A 19,549-nucleotide genomic window follows, 5' to 3' on the forward strand; every position below is an offset into this window, starting at 1 on the left:
CTGCCACGTTGTTTGGGGTGGTCGTCGTTGCGCGCGGGTGGCGTGATGTTGCCCAGGGCTGTTTGCAATCGCCAGAGAGATCGCTGTGACTGCCCTTCGCTGTCAGCGTTGGCAAATCGCGGCGACTACGGCTGAAAGTCGATCACCGCAAGCGTGCCCTGCGCCGCAGAGGATTCCAGATGCAGGCGCCAACCGAAGCGTTCGCAGATGCGCCGGGTGAGGAACAGCCCCAGTCCCGCACCGCCGCCTTGCTTGACCGATTGCTTCAATGACGCGGTATAGCGCTGCGCCGCCAGCGCGGTATCGAAGCCGTCGCCGGAGTCGCGGATGCTCAACCGGTGCGCGTGCAGGCTCACCTCGATCTGCCCCACGTAGGTGTGATCGGCCGCGTTGCGCAGCAGGTTGCCCACCGCAATGCGCACCATCGATTCCGGTGCGTGCAGCGTGAGTGGCTCCAGCGCCGTGACCACCACCTCCACCGGTTTGTCCGAGAGCAGATACAGGTGGTCCTGCACCAGTTCGGGCAGTAGCGCGTGCAGGATGGTCACCTGCTGCCGCTCCGCCGGGGTGGATTCGCGCGAGAGGTAGAGCAGCGCTTCCATGATGCGGGTGAGGTTGTCCACTGCCTCGTCGATCCGGTGCAACGGCCCCTGCACCCGCTCCGGCAGCTGCTGCTTGTGCAGCACATCGGCCGCACCGGAAATCACCGCCAAGGGCGTGCGGAACTCATGACTGGCCTGATCCAGCAGACTGCGTTCGCGCTCGATCGCGCGCTCCACGCGTTCTAGATGCGCGTTGGCCTCGCGCGCGATGGTGTTGAGTTCGCTCTTGCCGTAGTCGGTGGGCAGCCGCTGCGCCGGCTGCAACGGATCCAGCCGGCGCATGCGCCTGGCAAGGTCCTGCACCGGCCGCGCAAAGCCCAGGAACAGCCACCAGATCACCAGCCCGATCATCGCCAGGTTGCAGATAAAGAACAGCACGCTGAGCTGCACGCTGCTATTTTGCTTGTCCTCCAGCGCGGTGATGTCGATGCTCATGATCAGCCGCCCTTGCGGTAGCGCGGTGACCAGCGCCGAATAGCTGCGATCGAGTCGCGTGCCATCTGCATCGTTGGCGAACGGCCCCCAGTGCGGCCGAATGATGGACAGGAATTTTGCCGCGGTAGAGGGGTCGCCCTGCGTGTCCAGCTGGCCTTCGCCGTAGTAACCGGGTGCCAGCTCGGCGAAGAAGGGCGGCATGCTCGCCGGCAACGGCGCACCGTCGCGCAGCAGCCAGCCTTTCACCGGGCCAGTGCTGGGCAAGGCCTGCTGCAGGCGCTCGGGCGGCACGCGCGTGACGTTCTGCGTACTTGCGGTGAGCAGCTGCCGCCAGATCGGATCTTCGATCAGTTCCTGGCTCAAAAAGCCCTGCACCGACAACCCCAACGCCAGCACCGCGCACGACATCAGCAGGCTGGCGCTGATCAACCACTGCAGGCTGCGCAGGCGGCCGTCTCGGCTCATTCGGCTGGCCCGCCAAGGCGATAACCAACGCCGGTGACGGTCTGCAGCAGCTTCTGCTCGCCGTCGTGATCCAACGCGCGCCGCAGCACATGCATATGCGAGCGCAACAGGTCGCCTTCGGGCACCGCATCGCCCCAGATCAGTTGCTCCAACCGGTCACGCCACACCACACGCGGCGATTCCCGCATCAGCAGTTCCAGCACCGTGCGCAAGGTACCGGACAGCACCACCGCGCGGGTGCCGCGCGACACCGCCAGGCGGTCCAGGTCGTAGCGCAGGTCATGCACCTGCAGCACGTTGCCCGCCGCCGCGCTGGCGCGGGCACGGCTCACCATGACGCGCAGGCGGATTTCTAGTTCCGGCAACGCCACCGGCTTGACCAGGTAGTCGTCGGCACCGTTCTCGAAACCCAGCAGCTTGCCTTCCAGCTGGTCCTTGGCGGTGAGCATGATGATCGGCGTGCGGCAGGCGTGTTCTTCGCGCAACCTGCGCAGCACGCTCATGCCGTCCATGCGCGGCAACATCCAGTCCAGGATGATCGCGTCGTAGCGGTTGCTGATCGCCAGGTTCAAGCCCGACTGCCCGTCCGGCGCCGCATCCGGGCGGTGCCCGCAAGCTTCCAGGTAATCGAAGATATTGGCTGCCAGGGCGCGGTTGTCCTCGATGATGAGGACCTGCAGAACCTGCGCCTGGGCGACCGGATGCGTCATCGACATGGCAATTCTCGGGAATGGAAACATCATACGCAGCGCGCGGTCCATGGCCTGGGCCGATGCCCGCAGGCCGCACCACCAGCGCACCGCCCAATGGTGCCTGCGCTCAGCCATGCAGCAGCCATCGCAGCACACCAACCCCGGCAGCAAGCAGTGCAAGCATGGCGCCCAGCAGACTCAGATTGATCGTCCACTTGAGCAACGCATACAGCGGGCGGTGCTGCGCACGCAGGCGCCTTCCGTAGGCCATCAGCGGTGCGACAGCCGCATACAACGCGCTCACCGGGCCGCGCCGGTCGCGCGCGTCGTTGGGCGTCCGCGCCGCACGTGCGAGCTGCGTATAGACCAGGTTGAACCACCGCCCTGGCCAGCGCATTGGCCGCTCCACATCGCACATCAGGATCAGCCGCGGCGCATCGGTATCGTTACGCACGAAGTGCAGATAGGTCTCGTCGAACACGAACGCATCCCCGTCCTGCCAGGCACGGTTGCGTCCGTCCACGTTGATGAAGCACTGCGCCGCGTTGGGCGTGGCCAGGCCCAGGTGATAGCGCAGCGAGCAGCCCAACGGGTCCGCATGCGGCGTCAGCACCGAACGCGGCGGCAACACGGCAAACATCGCCGCGCGGATCTCCGGATAGCCGGCCAACAGGTCCAGCGTGCGTGGGCAACTGGCACGTGCGGAGGCATGTGGCGCGCCATACCAGCGCAGGTAGTAGCGGCTCCACCCGTATTTGTAGAAAGTGCGGAAGCCCACATCGAACGCGGCCGGTGAGCCGTCGCGCCGCACCTCGTCGAAGCTGCCATCTCCCAGCAGGGCCATCGCTTCGTCGCGGATGCACTCCCAGTGCTGCGCCAAGGCCGGAAGCTTGCGATATAGCTCCAGCGGCACGAACGGCCCGCGCGCCGCCGTGCGGGTGAAGGCATACAGGATGACGTTCGGCAGCGCGAACACCGGCCAACTCTTGCGCAGGTACTGGCGCAGGCTGGCGTAGCGCGCCTGGCCGCGGAAGCGGTAGACGTAGGTCATCGCCGCAATCCAGCTGGCGATCACACACAGCAGCGTGGCGGCGATCATGTGCGGACCGTCCTGGCCGCGCGGCGGGCGGCGCCGGGCATCACTTGAGTGCGGCCCATCAGAAGCCCCGCGAGAACCCGATCAACACCGAGCCGACTCCGTCGCTATCCGGCGCGAGCAGCGGGCTGTCACTCAGCGCATCGGGCAACACGCTGTATTGCAGCCGGGTCAGGAACTGCCAGCGTTTGCCGATCGGCCGCATATAAGTCAGCCCCACTGTCGGCACGGTCGCCGCGCCCGGCTTGTAGTCCACGACGCCGCGAGCGACCTCGGCATCGAGCGTGCCGTAGTAATAGTTGGCCATGTCCTTGGACAGGTGACTGACACTGATGCTCGGAGTCAGCTGGCCACGCCCGACAGCGAAGGCGTAGCCGTAACGGGCGGTCAGTTCATAGCCTTCGCTGGTACCGGTGACATCGGCCTTGGCAGTGAGTTCCAGTTCGCCGGCGGCACCACGCCACGCACCGACCAGGCCCATGTCCAGGCTGTCGTCGCGGTCGTCCAGCAGGGCACGGTCGATACCATTGCGGGCCAGTTCGGCCACGCCCAGATCGTCCGCAGCCACGCCGTCCAGGCGCAGCGCCACGATGGCGTCCAGGCCGAAGCTCTCGCCCTGCACCAGATGCGCGCCGCCGGTGATGCCGCGTAAGAAGAAGCGCTCACCTTCGAACAGGATCAGCGGGATCGGATTGGTGCGCGTTCCCTCGCCGGCAAACGGGCTGTCCGACGCCACCACGCCCACGCCGATGCCCCAGCGATACGGGCCTTGCTCGGACAACGATGGATCGGTCTGCGGGGTGGTCTGGGCGACGGCAATGGCGGGCAGTGCGAACAGCGCAGCGAACGCAAGGCGGGAGCAAGTCATGGGCGGGCGTCTCGAGGGGAAGGAGTGCCGCGCTGTCGTGGCCAACCGGATTGGCGCCTATCGCAGCGGTGCGGCGGCAGCGTGCCGCAGCGGTGTCGGCCAAATGTCGTCGTGGCAGGCAACGCCGCCGCTGCGCGCACACGACATGTCACCGACATCGGCCTGCCACGGTCAGTGCCGCCCCCTGGACGCCAGATGCCACCCGATGCCAGCGAACCTCGCGCCACCGCCCTGCCCCGACACCGCCATCCTTCAGCTGGCCGGCCTGCTCGTACCCGCGCACGAAGCCAGCCGCTGGTTCCATCACGACCCCATCGACGAACTCGGCGGCTGGACCGCCGCGCAGCTGAGCCGGATGCAGCGACAGCCGCAGGTCATCGCGTTCCTGCAGTCGGTGTTGTGCGGCGAGCGCGGCTGAGGGACGCTGCGATCACTGCATTGCGCTGGGCTGCAATGCATTGCAATTGCATTGCATTGCCATGAATTGCATCAGCATGTATTGACGACGCAACGGCGAAAGCTCGCGCGGAAGTCACTCTGTCGCGTCGTTCGCCACGCCGTTCCGCCAACAAAAAAGGCCCGCGCAAGCGGGCCTTTCGAGTGTGCAAGCAACGATCGCCGGGATCAGAACGGGATATCGTCGTCCGCAAAATCATCCATCGGCGGTGCCGACTGCTGCTGGGCCGGCTGCTGACGGCGCGGTGCGTAGTCCTGACCACCACCACCACCGCCGCCACCGCCGCCACCCTGCTGCTGGCGCGGGGCCTGCGTGCGCTGCGGGCGATCGCCGCCCATGCCGCCGCCACCGCCGCCTTCACCGCGGCCGCCGAGCATCTGCATCTCGTTGGCGACGATGTCGGTGCTGTACTTCTCCACGCCGTCCTGGCCGGTGTACTTGTCGTAGCGCAGCTCGCCTTCGACATACACCTGCGAGCCCTTGCGCAGGTACTCACCGGCGATCTCGCCCAATTTTCCAAAAAACACCACGCGGTGCCACTCGGTGCGTTCCTGGTTATTGCCTTCGCGGTCCTTGCGCATGCTGGTGGTGGCCAGGCTCACGCGGGTGATCGCCATGCCGGCCTGGGTGTACTTGGTGTCGGGATCGTTGCCGAGGTTGCCGACGAGGATGACTTTGTTGATGCCGCGGGCCATAGGTGCTTCCGAGATGGTGCGCCGGCGCCGTGGGGCGCGAGGCGATGAATGTCTGTTCTGGGGGCCAATGTTACCGCACCTGCCCGCCACCGCACCTGACGCATTCCCTTGCCGGCAGGCCGGACAACCGCGCGTGGCGGGGTCGGGATCCTGCGCACCGGCAGCCGCGAAATGCCCGTCACAGCTGGTTCCGGGGCCACCGCGCAAGGGCTGAAACAGGCGCGGCGGGACGGATCTGGCGCGGGCACCTATAATCGGCCGACATCTCGATTTGCCTGCGCATGACCATCGCCCAAGACCTCCCCACCGTACTGGGCCTGCCCCAGATCCAGTCCCTCGCCGCGCCCGACATGGCGGCGGTCGATGCCTTGATCCGCCGCCGTCTGGCGTCGGACGTCGTGCTGATCAACCAGATTGCCGATCACATCATCTCCGCCGGCGGCAAACGCCTGCGCCCGATGCTGGTGATGCTGGCCGGCCACGCCGCAGGCGGCTCCGGGCCGGAGCACCACCAGCTTGCGGCGATCATCGAGTTCATCCACACCTCCACGCTGCTGCATGACGACGTGGTGGACGAATCCGACCTGCGCCGCGGCCGCAGCACCGCCAATGCGCTGTGGGGCAACGCGCCCAGCGTGCTGGTGGGGGATTTCCTGTATTCGCGCAGCTTCCAGCTGATGGTCGAACTGGACCGCATGGAAGTGATGCAGATCCTGGCCGACACCACCAACCGCATAGCCGAAGGCGAGGTGCTGCAGCTCTTGCATGTACACAACCCCGACACCGATGAAGCCGCGTACCTGCGCGTGATCGAGCGCAAGACCGCGGTGCTGTTTGCCGCCGGCACGCGCCTGGGCGCTCTGGCGTCTGGCGCGGATGCGCAGGTACAGCAGCGTCTGTACGACTACGGCATGCAGCTGGGCTTTGCGTTCCAGATCGCCGATGACGTGCTCGACTACGCCGCCGATGCCACCGACCTGGGCAAGAACCTGGGCGACGACCTGGCCGAGGGCAAGGCCACCCTGCCGCTGATCCACGCCATTGCGCATTCCGATGCCGCCACCCAGCAGCGCCTGCGGCAGATCGTCGAACAGGGCGATGCCGAGGCGATGCCGGAGGTGTTGACGGCCATCCGCGCGACCGGTGGGCTCGATTACAGCCGCCAGCGCGCCGCCGAATACGCCGCCGCCGCCGAACAGGCCCTGGACGGCTTGCCGCCGAGCCCGGCAGTGGCCGCATTGCGCGGCCTGGCGCGTTATGCGGTGGAACGGACGCACTGATCGCAGCACGCGGCGCTGGGCGAGTGTCCGGCGCCGCCACCGAGCAAAGTGTCCCGCAAAGCGCTTGTGGTTGTCAGTCCGGCACCGCCCTGCAGGGCCGTCCTGCAGGCCACAACAGCTGACAACGCTCATCCAAACGACACGCGCCACTGCGTTCCGACAGTGACGCGCTGAAACACGGCCGCTGCATCCGATCAAGTGGAAACGCTGGCGCGCAGGACATGCCGCACGCCGGCGCGCCCCTCACTTACCGAAACGTTCGTCGAAGAACCCGTGCAGCATGCCGAACGCACGCTTGGCCGCACGCGCGTTGTACAGGCAGCCCGGCGGGCTGTTGGCATCGGCTTCGGCGAAGCAATGCACCGCTCCGCTGAAGTTCACAAACTGCCAGTCCGCGCCAGCGCCGTTCATTTCGGTTTCGAACGCGGCGATGTCGGCCTGGGTCACGCTCTTGTCATCGGCGCCGTTGAGCACCAGCACCGGCGTCTTCGCGGAGTTGGCGGCCGCCGGCGCGGGTGTGGAAATACCGCCATGCAGGCTGACCACGCCGGCCAGCTGCGCGCCCGCGCGCACCAGTTCCAGCACCGTGGTGCCGCCGAAACAGAAACCCACCGCACCGATGCGTGCTGCATCCAGCGGTGCGCTGCCGGCCTGCGCCTTGAGCACATCCACCGCCTTGAGGGCACGCGCCTGCAGCGTGGGCCGGTCATCGCGCAGCGTCTTGGCCTGCGCCCCTGCTTCGGTGTCGTTCTTGGGCCGGATGCCCTTGCCGTAGACGTCCGCCACCAGCACCACGTAGTCGTCGCCGGCCAGCTGCTTGGCCTTGGTCACCGCCGAGTCGTTGACCCCGCGCCAGTTGGGCACCATCACCAGGCCCGGGCGCTTGGCAGGGCCGGCATCGTCGTACACCAGCACGCCGCTGAAGCTGTCCTTGCCGATGGTCCATTCCAGCGGCTTGGCCTGCATCGCCGCCATGGCCGGACCGGCCATCAACGCCAGCAGGCCGGCCAGACCGGCGCGTTTCCATTTCGATTGCGTCTGCATGCACATGCTCCCGGGGATGTGCAGCGAGTCTAGGCGTTTGCGTGGTGCCTGGATGGTGACGGCGCGCGGCGCGTGGCCGGCCGCCATCCATTACGACAAAACAGAGCACAGGCTTGCAACCCGCTGCGCGTAACGCAATCGACAGCTTGGAACTACTGCACACCCAGGCCGGGAATCGCACTGATCGCCGCAGGATCGAACCCCGCAAGCTGCGCAAAGTGGCGGCCACGCGCCACGTAATCGCTGTACACGCCAAAGCTGGGCGCGCCGGGCGACAGCAGCACCACCCCACCCTGTGCACCGAGTGCGCTGCGTGCCAGCTGCATCGCATGCGCCAGGTCGTCGGCGGCATGCAGGCCAAAGCCAGCGCTCTGCGCCAGTGGTGCCAGCAACGCATGGATGCGCGGGCCGTTGGCGCCCATGGTGACGATTTCCAACGGCGCCTGCTGCGCCATGTGCGCGGCGAAGTCCTGCCAGTCCAGCCCACGGTCGTGCCCACCCACCAGCAACGCCACGCGCTGCTGTGCGAAGCAGGCCAAGGCTGCCAGCGAGGCATGCGGTGTGGTGCTGATGGAATCGTTGACGTATGCGATGCCGTCCACACTGCCGAGCCACTGCAGCCGGTTGGGCAACGGACGAAAGGTCAGTGCCGCCGTCGCCAATGCCGCCGCATCCAGGCCCAGGGCCTCCACTGCCGCCAGCACGGCGCACAGGTTGCGCCGGTTGTGTTCCCCCGGCAGCGGCACGTTGGCGGTATCGAAAATCGCCTGCTGGCCGCGATAAACCACATCGCCACGCAGGTGCCAGCCGTCGGGATGATTGAACCAGCGCACCTCGCTCTCAGGCAGCTGCAGCTGCGCCAGATGCGGGTCTGCGGCATTGAGCAGCGCGATGCGCGGGCGGCCGCCAGTCACCAGCGCCAGCTTGTCGCGCACATACGCCGCTTCGCTGCCGTGCCAGTCCAGATGCTCGGGAAACAGGTTCAGCACCAGCGCCAACTCCGGACGTGCGCCACTGCGCCCCACCTCACCGGTCTGGTAGCTGGACAGCTCGATCGCCCAGTACGCAGGCGGCGGCTGTGGGGAGAGCACTTCCAGCAACGGCTGGCCGATATTGCCGACCAGCGCGGCGCGATGGCCGCCGGCGCGCAACAGATGCGCCAGCAGCGCGGTGGTGGTGCTCTTGCCCTTGGTGCCGGTCACGCAGATCGCGCCCGGCACGTAGCCGTCCGGCTGCGCGTGTTCGGCAAACCACAGCGCGGTACCGCCGATGAAGCGCGTGCCCTGCGCGGCGGCGGCGCGTGCTTCTTCACGGTACGGGCTGATGCCCGGTGACTTGATCACGACCTCGAACGCGGCCAGCGCCTGTGCGCTCGCTTCGGTCTGCACCTGCAACGCGGGGTCTGCCAATGCGGCAACGTCGCGTGCCTCTTCGGCATTACAAAAGACCGTCAGCGGCTGCGCAGGCAGCTGTTGGCGCAGCGCGCGATAGGCGGCGCGCCCTTCGCGCGCCCATCCCCACAACGCAACCGCCTTGCCCTCAAGCTGCGAAATTCGCACGCACGCGCTCCCACAGCGCCGAAGGAACGCGGTGCTCGCCATCGATGGCCATCAAGGGCTCCAACTGCAGTGCGTCCTGCTCCAGCTGCGGTTGGATCTCGCGGATAAACCGCTTCACCAGTGCGTCTTCCTTCCATTCCGCACGGGTGGCCAGCACCGCCATCGCGGCACGCGACTCTCGCCCCTCGCCCACGCATTCGAACGGCTTGTGGTCCTGGAATTCGAGCAACGCATCGTAGCCGCCGGCCTGGGCGGCATCGTCGAGCAGGTTGCGCCCGAAGATCTTGACCAGGCGCGTCTTCGGCATGAACGGTGCCAACGCGAGAAACACGAAATGGCATTTGGGGCACACCCCGCACCAGCGATGCACCGGCCGCTCGCCCATGATGTGGAAATTGCGGTTGCAGCTGGAAAAATGCGCGTCGTAATGATCGGTCTTGGCGAACTGGCGTGCCACCGCGAGCTCGGAGAGCGGCCGCAGCAGCGAGTAATAACGCAGGTCGGCGGCAACATGCTGCTGCACGTACTCACCAAAGGCTTTCTCGAACGCCCAACCCTTGGACCACTGGTGATTGACCTCGCCGGTGCCAGGAATCTGGCTGCCGTAGCTGGCCGAACGCTCGTTGGAAAACACCACCTGGTCCACGCCGGTGAGCAGCGCCGACAACACCAGGATGGCCGAATTCACCGCCGTCACCGGGATGTGCCCGTTCCAGGCACCCTGACGATTGAGCTCGAACAACTCCGGCGCCAGCACGCGGCCGATGTTGAGCACCGGTAGCCCGGTCCGCTCGGCGCAGGCGCGGATCAATTGCGAACCGCCGATCCAGCTGACGGTCTGATCCACCCCGGCCTGCCGCAGCGCTTCAATACTGACCAGCGAATCCTTGCCGCCGCCGATGGCCACCAGCGCATGCTCGCGCAGCCCTGCGGCCGGTGCCTGCTCAGCCGCCGGCGCCGTCACCGGGAAGTGGATCTTGCCGTGCAGGTTCAAGCCATTGCGGTAGGCGAATTCGCCCAGGCCGTGCAGATAAACGCTTTCCACCAGTGCGGCGGTCTTCGCATCGATGGCGTAGTCGTCGATCTGGATAGTCGGCGGCACCGCCGCCTTGTAGTAGCTGACACCGGCGATCAGGTGCAGCAGGCGCAAGGCCTGTTGCACGGCCGCCGCACGCGTGGCGTCCAGCACGAACGGGGCACCGGGCACCGCCACGGTCTCCACCAGTTCCGGCCCCTGGTCGAAGGCATACACCAGCGTCGCCACGCCGGTCTGCGCATCCAGCGCGCAGCGGACAAAGCGGAACGTGGACACCTGATGTTTGTCGAAAGCGCTCATACACACCCTGCAGGCACACGTGCGCGACGCAGATAACGCCGGCACAGGAAATATTCGATGATGGAAAACGGCACAGCGGCCCACAGCAGTGGCAGGCAACCAATGAGGAACACCAGCAGCAGTGCCTCCGAGCCAATGACTTCTGCGCTGCCAGTGACCGCCAACGCGACCACCAGATACAACAACAACAGCGGCGGATAGCTGAGTGCGTTCAATACCAGCGTGCGCAACGCCATGCCGCCGGCATGCTGCGCCGGCGCGCGATGCTGGCGCCAACGCTGCCAGCGCGCCGCACCCCATGCACCCACACCGGCAGCGACCAGCGCGGGCAGCGCCCACTTCAGGCTATCGGTCCACGGCATCGCCTGGCCGGCCATGTCGATGGCGGTGGACACCACCATCGACACACCACCGGCCAGCGTGCTCAGCGCGATGAACTCAGCCAGTGGCCGCATCGATCACCTCTTCGCGCGGCAACTCCCGCTGGTTGTAGGTGCTGGCCATGGAATACCCATACGCGCCGGCATCGGCGATCAGCATCACATCGCCCGGTGCGGTGGCCGCAGGCAGGCGGCGACGCTTGCCGAACACATCGGAGGATTCGCAGATCGGCCCCACCACATCGAAGCTGCCATCGGCAGGCGCACCGAGCTGGCTGAGGTTTTCGATGTCGTGCCAGGCGTCGTACAGCGCCGGGCGGATCAGGCTGTTCATGCCGGCATCCAGGCCAACGCGATGGATGCCGTCCTTTTCGATCACCTGGGTCGCCTGGGCCAACAACACGCCGGCCTCGGCCACCAGATAACGGCCAGGCTCGATCGCCAGACGGAAGCCCGGATGCACGGCCTTGACCTCGGCCAGCCCCTTGGCCCACAGCTCCAGGTCGAACGGCTCGTCTTCGGCGCTGTAGGGAATCGGCAGCCCACCGCCGATGTCGATGGTCTCCACGGTGCCGATGCGGCGCGCGAAGCCGGCCAGTTCGTCGTACATCATCCGCCAGTGTTCGCCGGTCTCCACGCCGCTGCCCAGATGCGCATGCACGCCGGTGATGGTGACTTCCAGCGTGCGCGCCAATTCGACGAACTCATCCACGCGCGTCGACGACAGCCCGAACTTGGACGCCTTGCCACCGGTGTTGACCTTCTCGTGGTGGCCATCGCCGTGGCCCAGGTCGATGCGCAGCCACACGTTGCGGCCGCGGAACAACTCCGGCCAGCGCTTGAGCGCTTCGACGTTGTCCACGGTGACGGTCACGCCCAGCGCAAACGCGGCCTCGTATTCGCTACGCGGCGCGAAACTCGGCGTGAACAACACGCGGCGCGGCGACAGCTCCGGCAACGTGTCGAACACGCGGCGCAATTCGCCATGCGAGACGCATTCCAGGCCGAATCCAGCCTGTTCCAGCGCCATCAGGATGGCCGGATGCGAATTGGCCTTGATCGCGTAATAGCGCTGGTCCACTGCAGCAATCTGCGCTAGCGCCTGCGCACGTGCGCGCACCGTGGGCAGGTGATACACGTAACGCGGCGTGCCGGCCTTGGACAGCGTCAGCAGATGCGCGCGCTCGGCATGCCACCACGGCGTGGGCCGCGGCCGCACCGAACCGATGATTTCGCGCCAGCGTGGGCCAAACACCTCGCCTTCGCTGACCGGCATGGCGCCACTGTCGATCAATTCCGCATGCAAAATCGGCAACAGGCCGTCGGCATCGGATTCGTCGATGACGAAGGTCAGGTTCAAGTCGTTGGACGACTGCGAAATCATGTGCACGCGCTCCTGCCCGAACGTGGCCCACACGTCGGAGAGCTTGTGCAGCAGCGAGCGCATGCCGCGCCCGACCAGTGTAATCGCCGCGCACGGCACGATGATCTTGACCTTGCAGATCTGCGACAGGTCTGCCGACAACGCCGCCAGCACATCGGTGTTGACCAGGTTTTCAGACGGATCCAGCGACACGGTGACATTGGTTTCGGCCGAGCCGATCAGATCCACCGACAAGCCATGCTTCTTGAACAGCGTGAACACATCGGCCAGGAAGCCGACCTGCTGCCACATGCCGATGCCTTCCATCGACACCAGCACGATGCCGTTGCGGCGGCTGATCGCCTTGACGCCGAGTACTGGTTCGGCGCTGCCATCGATGCTGGTGCCTGGCAGATCCGGACGTTCGGTATCCAGGATCGCCATCGGCACGCCGGAATCGCGGCAGGGCTTGATCGAGCGCGGATGCAGCACCTTGGCGCCGGTGGTGGCGATTTCCTGCGCTTCGTAATAGTCCAGGCGGGTCAGCAGACGCGCGTCCGGCACTTCCTTCGGGTTGGCGCTGAACATGCCGGGCACGTCGGTCCAGATTTCCACCCGGCTGGCACCGAGCAATGCACCGAAATACGCCGCCGAAGTGTCCGAGCCGCCACGGCCCAGGATCGCGGTGCCGCCATCGGCGTGCCGCGAGATAAAGCCCTGCGTGATCAGCAGCCGCGTGGGCTGCGCATCGAAACGCGCCCGCCATGCGGCATCGGATTGCCACTGGCACGACACCGACAAGCGCTTGGACCACTCGCTCTGGTTGGGCTGCGGCGGCAACGCCGACAACCACTCCCGCGCATCCAGCCAGCCCATGTCCAGGCCATTGGCATGCAGGTAAGCCGCACCGATGGTGGAAGACAGCAATTCGCCCTGCCCCAGCACCTCGGCCTGCCAGTCGAGCGTGCGGCTGGCAGCGCGTGCATCACCCACCAATGCGTGCAACGCGGCAAGCCGCGCACCTAGCACTGCGTCGGCATCGAGCTCGAGCTCGGCAAGGAATTCGCGATGCCGCAGTTCCAGTGCCGCCACACGCTGCGCGCTGTCGGCAGCACCATCGGCAATGGCAGTGAGCTCGTTGGTGACGCCCGACAGCGCAGACACCACCACCAGCACGCGGCCGCCGGTCTCGTTCGCCCGTTTGCTTGCCAGTTTTCCAATCGTGTCCCAGCGATGACGACGCGACACCGAGGTGCCGCCGAACTTGAGGACGATCCAACGATCGGTAGAAAGGGAAGCTGACATTAGATGTGGGCGTTTAGGATGGGGGGAGTTGCCCGGTACGCCGGGCGGAACCTCCGATTCTACTGCCAATATCCCAGCCATGACCCCTCCTCGCGTCACAGCCGCGCTGCCAGGCACCATCGCGCCCATGCACCCCGCGCGCCTGCAGCCATCGCTGTCTGCGCGCACTGTCCTTTCACCGTAACGGCCGCCCTGATGCGCACATTTCGCTACCTGCAACTGGATGTTTTCTCCAACCGCCCTGGCGCTGGCAACCCGCTGGGCGTGGTCGTCGATGCCGGCGCACTGTCAGCGCAACAGATGCAGCAGATTGCCGCCTGGCTGAACCTGTCGGAGACGGTGTTTTTCCTGCCGGTGAGCGCGCCGGGCGCGGATTACCACATCCGCATTTTCACCCCGCGCGCGGAGCTGCCGTTTGCCGGGCACCCCAGCGTGGGCGCTGCCTGGGTTGCCAGGACGCACGGCCTGGTGGGATACCGCCAGGACAACCGGCTGTACCAGCAATGCGCCGCCGGCGTGCTGCCGGTGGATGTGTTCGACCGTCACGACGTGGTGCTGGTGCGTCTGCGCGCGCCGCGCGCGCAGTGCGGTGACACCGGCACGCAACACGCCGCTGCGCTGGCGCAGGTCACCCGGACGTTCGCCATGAGCGCGCAGGCGCCTGCCCTGTGGAACAACGGGCCCAGCTGGTGGTTGCTGGAGCTGGCCGACGAGGCCGCGGTGCGGACGGCCGTGCCCGACCTGGCCGCCATCGCCGCACTCACCGCCGCCAGCGGGGCGGTCGGGCTGGCCATCTATGCCGCCGCAGCCAGCGATGCGGAAGATCTGGTGGTACGTGCGTTCTGCCCGGGCGACGGCATTCCGGAAGACCCGGTCACCGGCAGCGCCAATGCCTGCATCGCCGCGCGTCTGCTGGCCGAGGATCGGCTGCCGGGCAGGCAGGGCCGCTACGTCGCCAGTCAGGGCCGCGAGGTCGGCCGCGATGGCCGCGTGGAGGTGGAAGTCGACGCCGCCGGCGATGTATGGATCGGCGGCGCGACGCAGCAAGTGATCGAAGGCCGCATCGCTTGGTAAGCTGCCGCGCCCTGCTCGCGGACCCGCTCCCATGACCACGCGTCGATTCCTGCAACTGGATGTGTTCTCGGCCCGCCCCGGCAGCGGCAACCCGTTGGCGGTGGTGCTCGACGCCGATGGCCTGGACGATGCCGCGATGCAGGCCATTGCGCGCTGGACCAAGTTGCCGGAAACCACCTTCGTGTTTCCGGCCCCCGATGACGCCAGCAGTTATCGCCTGCGCATGTTTTCGCCGCAAAAAGAGGTGCCGTTCGCCGGCCACCCCAGTGTCGGCACCGCGCATGCAGTGCTCGACGCCGGCCTGGCCGCGCCGCGCGACGGCGTGCTGGTGCAGGACGGCATCGCCGGGCAATTGCCGCTGCGCGTGGAGCAGATCGCCGGCCACCGCAGCATCGCCATCCGCACGCCGCGCGCGCGCGTCACCGAACAGGTGCAGGCCGACGACCCACGCCTGAGCGACAGCCTGCGCGGCTGGCCGCTGGGCGCCTTGCCGCCAGCCCTGATGGACGGCGGGCGTACCTGGTGGGTGGTGGAACTGGCCAGCGAAGCCGCCTTGCGCAGCCTGGACCCGGACTGGAACGCGATTGCGGCCTTGGCCGAATCCACCGGCAGCATGGGCGTGTTCGCCTACGCGCGTGCAGCGGCAACCGGCGCCTACGATCTGGCGGTGCGCGCCTTCGTCGGCAATGGCCGCCGCTTCGAGGACGCCGCCTCTGGCGCCGCCAACGCCGTGCTTGCGGCCTGGCTGGATAGCAAGGATGCCTTGCCCGGCACCGACGGCCGCTACGTGGTCAGCCAGGGCCGCGAAATCGGCTTCGACGCGCTGCTGGAGTTGCGCATCGATGCCAACGGCGAGGTCTGGTCGGGTGGACAGGTGCAGACGGTCATTCGCGGCACGCTGGATTGGGAGTGATTGGACTTCCCTTGCCCATCGCCGGCACGAGAGACGGGATAGCTGACCGTGATCGGTCATTGGAACATCGAACCTAAGCAACGCCAGGGCCGGATAGTTCGGCAGCTCTGACGCTGAAGCCTTCGCGTCCGGCGCGCAACGCGCGCGAGATGAAAAAACGCTGCGGTCTCCCGCAGCGTTTTGTCTATTCGAAACCCCAGGACCAGCAACCACCACATCGTAGGAGCGCGCTCGCGCGCGAGGGCGTTATCGGGAATGCCTCATCGCGCGCAAGCGCGCTCCTACACAGCCTGATGTTGTTCTAGGCACCACTCCAAAAAACATCTGCACCACCCGCACGCGCCATGCACCCGCCGCTGCATCCGCACTCCGGATGCAGCGCCCACCATCGACACTCAGTCGGGGCGCACATCCACGCGCACGCGGATGCGGTCACCGGGGTTGTAGTCGCTGCGGGTGTGATACATCCGGCCGCCGTATTCGTAGGTCACGTCATAGCCGTCGACACGGTCGCGCTCACGGCGGTAGGACACCGGCTCGCAGACGCTGACATTGCCCTGGTAAGAGCGGTGATTGGCTTCGTAGATCGAACGGCCTGCAGCGACGCCGGCCATGGTGCCGACTGCAGTGCCGACCAGACGGCCATTGCCGCCACCGACCTGGCTGCCCAGCACCGCACCGGCGATGCCGCCGATCACGCTGGCAACCCCACGATTGGAGGGATTGGCCCCGCCATAACCACCGTCGTTGCGGTAGTAGCCGTCGTTGCTGGTGTAGTACCCGTCGGACGGCCGGTTGTAGCAGCGCTCGCTGGTGCGCTCGGTGTACGCGTCCGAGACGATGATCGGATCCACGCGCACCACGCGGGCGTATTCGTAGCGCCCATCCTCGTAGCCGCCGCGGCCATTGTCGCGGTAGCCATTGTCGTACCGCTGCGCCGTCGCGTTGCCCGCAACAGCCAGACCGATCACCAGCGCACCAAGCAGAAGAGTTTTCATTGCGGCAGCTTCACAGGGAGGACACGCTGCCGATCCTCGGCTTGCTGCGGTGAAACCGCCCTGAACCGAACGGCCTGCGCAAAGCCCTATTCAGCAAGCCGCCAGCTGCGTACATCGACGCCTTGCGCCGATGTACGCAGCCAGCGCCGCGGTCAGCTGGAAAACTCGGTTTCCAGGCTGATCGGCACAGCGCTCAGTGCCTTGGACACCGGGCAATTCTTCTTGGCGGTGTCGGCCAGCTCGCGGAACTTGGCTTCATCAATGCCCGGCACCACGGCCTTGAGCTTCAAGCGGATCTGCGACAGCTGCGGGCCGCCTTCCATCGACAGATCGACATCGGCGCGGGTGTCTAGCGAGGTGGGCGGAAAGCCGGCTTCGGTCAACTGCGCGGACAGCGCCATGGTGAAGCAGCCTGCATGCGCGGCAGCGATCAACTCTTCGGGGTTGGTGCCCTTTTCGTCGCCGAAGCGGCTGCTGAAGGCATACCGGGTGTTCTCCATCAACCCGCTCTGCGGAGTGCTGAGCTGGCCCTTGCCGGTCTTGAGGTCGCCTTCCCAGTGTGCGGTGGCGTGACGCGAAATGCCCATTGCGGTCTCCTGCGATTGAAAGGAACCGTTACCTTAGGCGAGCGGGTGTTATGGCGTTGAGAGGTGGAATTGGGAATTGGGAATTGGGAATTGGGAATTGGGAATTGGGAATCGTAAGAGCGTGCGTCGTTGCGTGGGTATTTTCACGCTAGACGAATGGGGTTTGTTCGGATGTAGGGCTTGGCCATGCTGCGCGCTTGTTTGGCGCGGACGCGGCCAAGTACGAAACAAAAACGGGCGTCGCGATGATTGTCGCGACGCCCGTGCGAAGGCAGTCTTTTGCATTCACTACGATCGCGCTGTTACGCGATCACAGCGGCGTATGCGGGCCATCAGCCCAGCAGGGTTTCCAGGACCGCCATGCGTACGGCCACGCCGTTGGCCACCTGGCGCAGCACGCAGGACTGCGCGCCATCGGCCACCTCATCGGTGATCTCCACGCCGCGATTGATCGGGCCCGGATGCAGCACTGCCGCGTCGCGTCCCGCACGTGCCAGGCGCTCGCGGGTCAGGCCGTAGTCGGCGTGGTACTGCTCCAGCGATGGCACCAGGCCTTCTTCCATGCGCTCGCGCTGCAGGCGCAGCATCATCAGTGCATCGGCGCCTTCCAGCATCGCGTCGAAGTCCTCGCCGACCACGCAGCCGTCCAGCATGTCGTCGTCGGGCAGCAGGCTGGCCGGGCCGCACACGCGGATCTCGCCGGCACCCAGCGTGCGCAAGGCGTGCAGGTCCGAGCGCGCTACGCGCGAGTGCTTCACGTCACCGACGATCACCACCTTGAGCTTGGAAAAATCCGTGCCCTTGGCCTGACGCAGGGTGAGCATGTCCAGCAGGCCTTGGGTGGGATGCGCACTGCGCCCATCGCCGGCATTGATCAGCGCGGTACCCTCGCCGGCAGCTTCGGCCAGTCGCTCCACCGCGCCGTCTTCGGGATGACGCACCACGAAGCCGCGCACGCCCATCGCCTCGAGATTCTTCAAGGTATCGCGTGCAGTTTCGCCCTTGCGGGTGGACGAGGTGGACGCGTCGAAATTGAGCACGTCTGCGCCCAGCCGCTGCGCGGCCAGGTGGAACGAACTGCGGGTGCGCGTGGAGGGTTCGAAGAACAGCGTGCACACCGCGGTGCCCGCGAGCACGCTGCGCTTGCCCACGCGCCCCACCGCCGCATCGCGGATCTGGCCGGCGCGATCGAGCAGCTGCAGCAAGGTGGCGCGCGGCAGTCCTTCCAGGGTGAGCAGGTGGCGCAGGCGTCCGTCCGAATCGAGTTGCATGGTGGTCATCGCAGGTCGGGAGAATCAGGGAAGAAGAGTGGCTTGCTCGGGCGCCGACAACCAGCGCTCGACGATCACCGCCGCGGCCATCGCGTCCAGCGCGTCGGCATCGCGGCGGCGCTTGCGCCCATCGGCGCGCTCGCGCGCAAAGCGCTGCGCAGCCTCAACCGAGCTGGAGCGCTCATCGATCAGCACCACCGGCAGCGCATAGCGCTCGCGCAGTTCGCGTGCGAAGGCGTGCGCGCGCTTGCGTGCGGGCTGGTCCTTGTCGTCCAGGGTGAGCGGGTCGCCGACCACCAGGCCGGCGGGGCGCCATTCCTTGTGCACACGATCCAGCGCCACCCAATCGGGCCCGTTGGCATGCACGTTGATCACGGCCACGGCGCGGGCACCCGCGCCAAGCGCGGTTCCCACGGCCACGCCGATCCGGCGCGACCCCACGTCGAAACCCAGCACCGTCGCGTCGGGGCGGATCGCGCCCGCCTCAGGCATGCCCGGAGTAATCCGTGAGCCGGAACAGGTCCACGCCGATGCGGCCGGCGGCGGTCTGCCAGCGGTCTTCCAGCGCGGTATCGAACAGCACGTTGGCGTCCGAGGGCGCGGTGAGCCAGCTGTTTTCGCCGAGCTCGAATTCCAGCTGCCCGGCGCCCCAGCCCGCGCAGCCCAGCGCCACCAGTGCATTGCGCGGGCCGTCGCCGGCGGCCATGGCCTCGAGGATGTCGCGCGAGGTGGTCAGGTAGACGCCCTGGCCCACTTCCAGGCTGGAATCCCATGCGCGCGCGTCGTCGTGAATGACGAAACCACGTTCCGGGTGCACCGGCCCGCCGCTGAGCACCGGTTGCTCACGCAGGCGCTCGTCGCTGGTGTCGATCCCCATCTGCGACAGCACTTCGCCCAGGGTGTACTCGGACGGGCGGTTGACCAGCACACCCATGGCGCCGTTCTCGTCGTGCTGACAGATCAGCGCGACGCTGCGCGAAAAGGTGGGGTCGGACAGCGCCGGAAGCGCAATCAGCAGTTGGTTGGCCAGAGGCGTGGGCAAAACAGACATGCGGCCATTCTAGCGGTTCGTTTCGAACCGCGCTGGGGCGCTGCCATACTGGCCGCTTGCCTCAGCCATGGACTGCCG

At 66.7% G+C, this 19,549-nt stretch carries 19 protein-coding genes; 4 read left to right on the forward strand and 15 right to left on the reverse strand.

The features are described 5' to 3' along the window. Nucleotides 1-125: 125 nt before the first annotated feature. The 4 genes from QRM89_RS12765 to QRM89_RS12780 form a co-directional block, all read right to left on the reverse strand. A complete protein-coding gene (locus QRM89_RS12765; RefSeq protein WP_285448173.1) occupies nucleotides 126-1,502 on the reverse strand; it encodes a HAMP domain-containing sensor histidine kinase in 1,377 nt (458 codons plus the stop codon). Next, a complete protein-coding gene (locus QRM89_RS12770) occupies nucleotides 1,499-2,182 on the reverse strand; it encodes a response regulator transcription factor (RefSeq protein ID WP_285448227.1) in 684 nt (227 codons plus the stop codon). Before QRM89_RS12770 ends, QRM89_RS12765 begins: the two co-directional genes overlap by 4 nt. Nucleotides 2,183-2,321: 139 nt before the next feature. Then, on the reverse strand, nucleotides 2,322-3,293 hold the full coding sequence (locus tag QRM89_RS12775; protein WP_285448174.1) for an aspartyl/asparaginyl beta-hydroxylase domain-containing protein: 972 nt from the start codon (nucleotides 3,291-3,293) through the stop codon (nucleotides 2,322-2,324). A 58-nt stretch (nucleotides 3,294-3,351) separates the two neighbouring features. Further along, the gene (locus tag QRM89_RS12780) at nucleotides 3,352-4,158 is read right to left on the reverse strand and encodes a MipA/OmpV family protein (protein ID WP_228431671.1); all 807 of its coding nucleotides are present in this window, start codon (nucleotides 4,156-4,158) and stop codon (nucleotides 3,352-3,354) included. On the opposite strand from QRM89_RS12780, the gene QRM89_RS12785 reads away from it, so the two are divergent. After that, entirely contained in the window at nucleotides 4,157-4,576 is a 420-nt protein-coding gene (locus QRM89_RS12785; protein ID WP_285448175.1) for a hypothetical protein, read from the forward strand. The genes QRM89_RS12780 and QRM89_RS12785 overlap by 2 nt on opposite strands. Before the next feature lie 206 nt (nucleotides 4,577-4,782). Here QRM89_RS12785 and QRM89_RS12790 read toward each other — a convergent pair whose 3' ends face one another. Next, nucleotides 4,783-5,310: a single-stranded DNA-binding protein gene (locus QRM89_RS12790; protein WP_285448176.1), complete on the reverse strand. Its 528-nt coding sequence runs from the start codon at nucleotides 5,308-5,310 to the stop codon at nucleotides 4,783-4,785. Between the two features lie 281 nt (nucleotides 5,311-5,591). Here QRM89_RS12790 and QRM89_RS12795 point away from each other — a divergent pair, with 281 nt between their 5' ends. Then, complete coding sequence (locus QRM89_RS12795) at nucleotides 5,592-6,590, forward strand: polyprenyl synthetase family protein (protein ID WP_070690369.1); 999 nt, start codon at nucleotides 5,592-5,594, stop codon at nucleotides 6,588-6,590. 243 nt (nucleotides 6,591-6,833) lie between these two features. On the opposite strand, the gene QRM89_RS12800 is transcribed toward QRM89_RS12795, so the two are convergent. The 5 genes from QRM89_RS12800 to QRM89_RS12820 all read right to left on the reverse strand — a co-directional run bounded on the left by QRM89_RS12800 (nucleotide 6,834) and on the right by QRM89_RS12820 (nucleotide 13,577). Continuing rightward, entirely contained in the window at nucleotides 6,834-7,634 is an 801-nt protein-coding gene (locus QRM89_RS12800) for a dienelactone hydrolase family protein (RefSeq protein ID WP_043877734.1), read from the reverse strand. 152 nt (nucleotides 7,635-7,786) lie between these two features. Then, complete coding sequence (murD, locus tag QRM89_RS12805) at nucleotides 7,787-9,193, reverse strand: UDP-N-acetylmuramoyl-L-alanine--D-glutamate ligase (protein WP_285448177.1); 1,407 nt, start codon at nucleotides 9,191-9,193, stop codon at nucleotides 7,787-7,789. Further along, nucleotides 9,174-10,529 carry a UDP-N-acetyl-alpha-D-muramoyl-L-alanyl-L-glutamate epimerase gene (gene murL, locus QRM89_RS12810; RefSeq protein WP_042598135.1) on the reverse strand — a complete coding sequence of 452 codons (1,356 nt, stop codon included), beginning with the start codon at nucleotides 10,527-10,529 and terminating at the stop codon, nucleotides 9,174-9,176. Before murL ends, murD begins: the two co-directional genes overlap by 20 nt. Further along, entirely contained in the window at nucleotides 10,526-10,984 is a 459-nt protein-coding gene (locus tag QRM89_RS12815) for a hypothetical protein (protein WP_042598134.1), read from the reverse strand. Before QRM89_RS12815 ends, murL begins: the two co-directional genes overlap by 4 nt. Continuing rightward, complete coding sequence (locus tag QRM89_RS12820; RefSeq protein ID WP_285448178.1) at nucleotides 10,968-13,577, reverse strand: bifunctional aspartate kinase/diaminopimelate decarboxylase; 2,610 nt, start codon at nucleotides 13,575-13,577, stop codon at nucleotides 10,968-10,970. Before QRM89_RS12820 ends, QRM89_RS12815 begins: the two co-directional genes overlap by 17 nt. 195 nt (nucleotides 13,578-13,772) lie before the next feature. On the opposite strand from QRM89_RS12820, the gene QRM89_RS12825 reads away from it, so the two are divergent. Then, complete coding sequence (locus tag QRM89_RS12825; RefSeq protein ID WP_285448179.1) at nucleotides 13,773-14,651, forward strand: PhzF family phenazine biosynthesis protein; 879 nt, start codon at nucleotides 13,773-13,775, stop codon at nucleotides 14,649-14,651. A gap of 31 nt (nucleotides 14,652-14,682) precedes the next feature. Then, nucleotides 14,683-15,564: a PhzF family phenazine biosynthesis protein gene (locus QRM89_RS12830; RefSeq protein WP_285448180.1), complete on the forward strand. Its 882-nt coding sequence runs from the start codon at nucleotides 14,683-14,685 to the stop codon at nucleotides 15,562-15,564. Nucleotides 15,565-15,959: 395 nt separating this feature from the next. Here QRM89_RS12830 and QRM89_RS12835 read toward each other — a convergent pair whose 3' ends face one another. From QRM89_RS12835 to QRM89_RS12855, 5 genes are all read right to left on the reverse strand, one after another. Beyond that, complete coding sequence (locus QRM89_RS12835) at nucleotides 15,960-16,562, reverse strand: glycine zipper 2TM domain-containing protein (RefSeq protein ID WP_285448181.1); 603 nt, start codon at nucleotides 16,560-16,562, stop codon at nucleotides 15,960-15,962. Between the two features lie 152 nt (nucleotides 16,563-16,714). Continuing rightward, entirely contained in the window at nucleotides 16,715-17,149 is a 435-nt protein-coding gene (locus tag QRM89_RS12840; protein ID WP_019237459.1) for an OsmC family protein, read from the reverse strand. Nucleotides 17,150-17,481: 332 nt separating this feature from the next. Next, the gene (locus tag QRM89_RS12845; protein WP_011037876.1) at nucleotides 17,482-18,429 is read right to left on the reverse strand and encodes an aspartate carbamoyltransferase catalytic subunit; all 948 of its coding nucleotides are present in this window, start codon (nucleotides 18,427-18,429) and stop codon (nucleotides 17,482-17,484) included. Between the two features lie 15 nt (nucleotides 18,430-18,444). After that, a complete protein-coding gene (gene ruvX, locus QRM89_RS12850; RefSeq protein WP_012437809.1) occupies nucleotides 18,445-18,912 on the reverse strand; it encodes a Holliday junction resolvase RuvX in 468 nt (155 codons plus the stop codon). After that, a complete protein-coding gene (locus tag QRM89_RS12855) occupies nucleotides 18,905-19,471 on the reverse strand; it encodes a YqgE/AlgH family protein (protein ID WP_011037878.1) in 567 nt (188 codons plus the stop codon). The genes ruvX and QRM89_RS12855 overlap by 8 nt, the downstream gene beginning before the upstream one ends. Nucleotides 19,472-19,549: the final 78 nt, after the last annotated feature.

Source organism: Xanthomonas sp. LMC-A-07 (assembly GCF_030208825.1).
Lineage (GTDB): Bacteria > Pseudomonadota > Gammaproteobacteria > Xanthomonadales > Xanthomonadaceae > Xanthomonas > Xanthomonas campestris.

What these genes read in the sequence shown, in the direction of transcription:
- QRM89_RS12790 (WP_285448176.1), bottom strand. Translation starts at nt 5,310, where the DNA reads ATGGCCCGCGGCATCAACAAAGTCATCCTCGTCGGCAACCTCGGCAAC.
- QRM89_RS12820 (WP_285448178.1), bottom strand. Translation starts at nt 13,577, where the DNA reads ATGTCAGCTTCCCTTTCTACCGATCGTTGGATCGTCCTCAAGTTCGGC.
- QRM89_RS12800 (WP_043877734.1), bottom strand. Translation starts at nt 7,634, where the DNA reads ATGCAGACGCAATCGAAATGGAAACGCGCCGGTCTGGCCGGCCTGCTG.
- murL (WP_042598135.1), bottom strand. Translation starts at nt 10,529, where the DNA reads ATGAGCGCTTTCGACAAACATCAGGTGTCCACGTTCCGCTTTGTCCGC.
- QRM89_RS12845 (WP_011037876.1), bottom strand. Translation starts at nt 18,429, where the DNA reads ATGACCACCATGCAACTCGATTCGGACGGACGCCTGCGCCACCTGCTC.
- ruvX (WP_012437809.1), bottom strand. Translation starts at nt 18,912, where the DNA reads ATGCCTGAGGCGGGCGCGATCCGCCCCGACGCGACGGTGCTGGGTTTC.
- QRM89_RS12830 (WP_285448180.1), top strand. Translation starts at nt 14,683, where the DNA reads ATGACCACGCGTCGATTCCTGCAACTGGATGTGTTCTCGGCCCGCCCC.
- QRM89_RS12825 (WP_285448179.1), top strand. Translation starts at nt 13,773, where the DNA reads ATGCGCACATTTCGCTACCTGCAACTGGATGTTTTCTCCAACCGCCCT.
- QRM89_RS12780 (WP_228431671.1), bottom strand. Translation starts at nt 4,158, where the DNA reads ATGACTTGCTCCCGCCTTGCGTTCGCTGCGCTGTTCGCACTGCCCGCC.
- QRM89_RS12795 (WP_070690369.1), top strand. Translation starts at nt 5,592, where the DNA reads ATGACCATCGCCCAAGACCTCCCCACCGTACTGGGCCTGCCCCAGATC.
- QRM89_RS12815 (WP_042598134.1), bottom strand. Translation starts at nt 10,984, where the DNA reads ATGCGGCCACTGGCTGAGTTCATCGCGCTGAGCACGCTGGCCGGTGGT.
- QRM89_RS12785 (WP_285448175.1), top strand. Translation starts at nt 4,157, where the DNA reads ATGGGCGGGCGTCTCGAGGGGAAGGAGTGCCGCGCTGTCGTGGCCAAC.
- QRM89_RS12835 (WP_285448181.1), bottom strand. Translation starts at nt 16,562, where the DNA reads ATGAAAACTCTTCTGCTTGGTGCGCTGGTGATCGGTCTGGCTGTTGCG.
- QRM89_RS12840 (WP_019237459.1), bottom strand. Translation starts at nt 17,149, where the DNA reads ATGGGCATTTCGCGTCACGCCACCGCACACTGGGAAGGCGACCTCAAG.
- QRM89_RS12775 (WP_285448174.1), bottom strand. Translation starts at nt 3,293, where the DNA reads ATGATCGCCGCCACGCTGCTGTGTGTGATCGCCAGCTGGATTGCGGCG.
- QRM89_RS12855 (WP_011037878.1), bottom strand. Translation starts at nt 19,471, where the DNA reads ATGTCTGTTTTGCCCACGCCTCTGGCCAACCAACTGCTGATTGCGCTT.
- QRM89_RS12765 (WP_285448173.1), bottom strand. Translation starts at nt 1,502, where the DNA reads ATGAGCCGAGACGGCCGCCTGCGCAGCCTGCAGTGGTTGATCAGCGCC.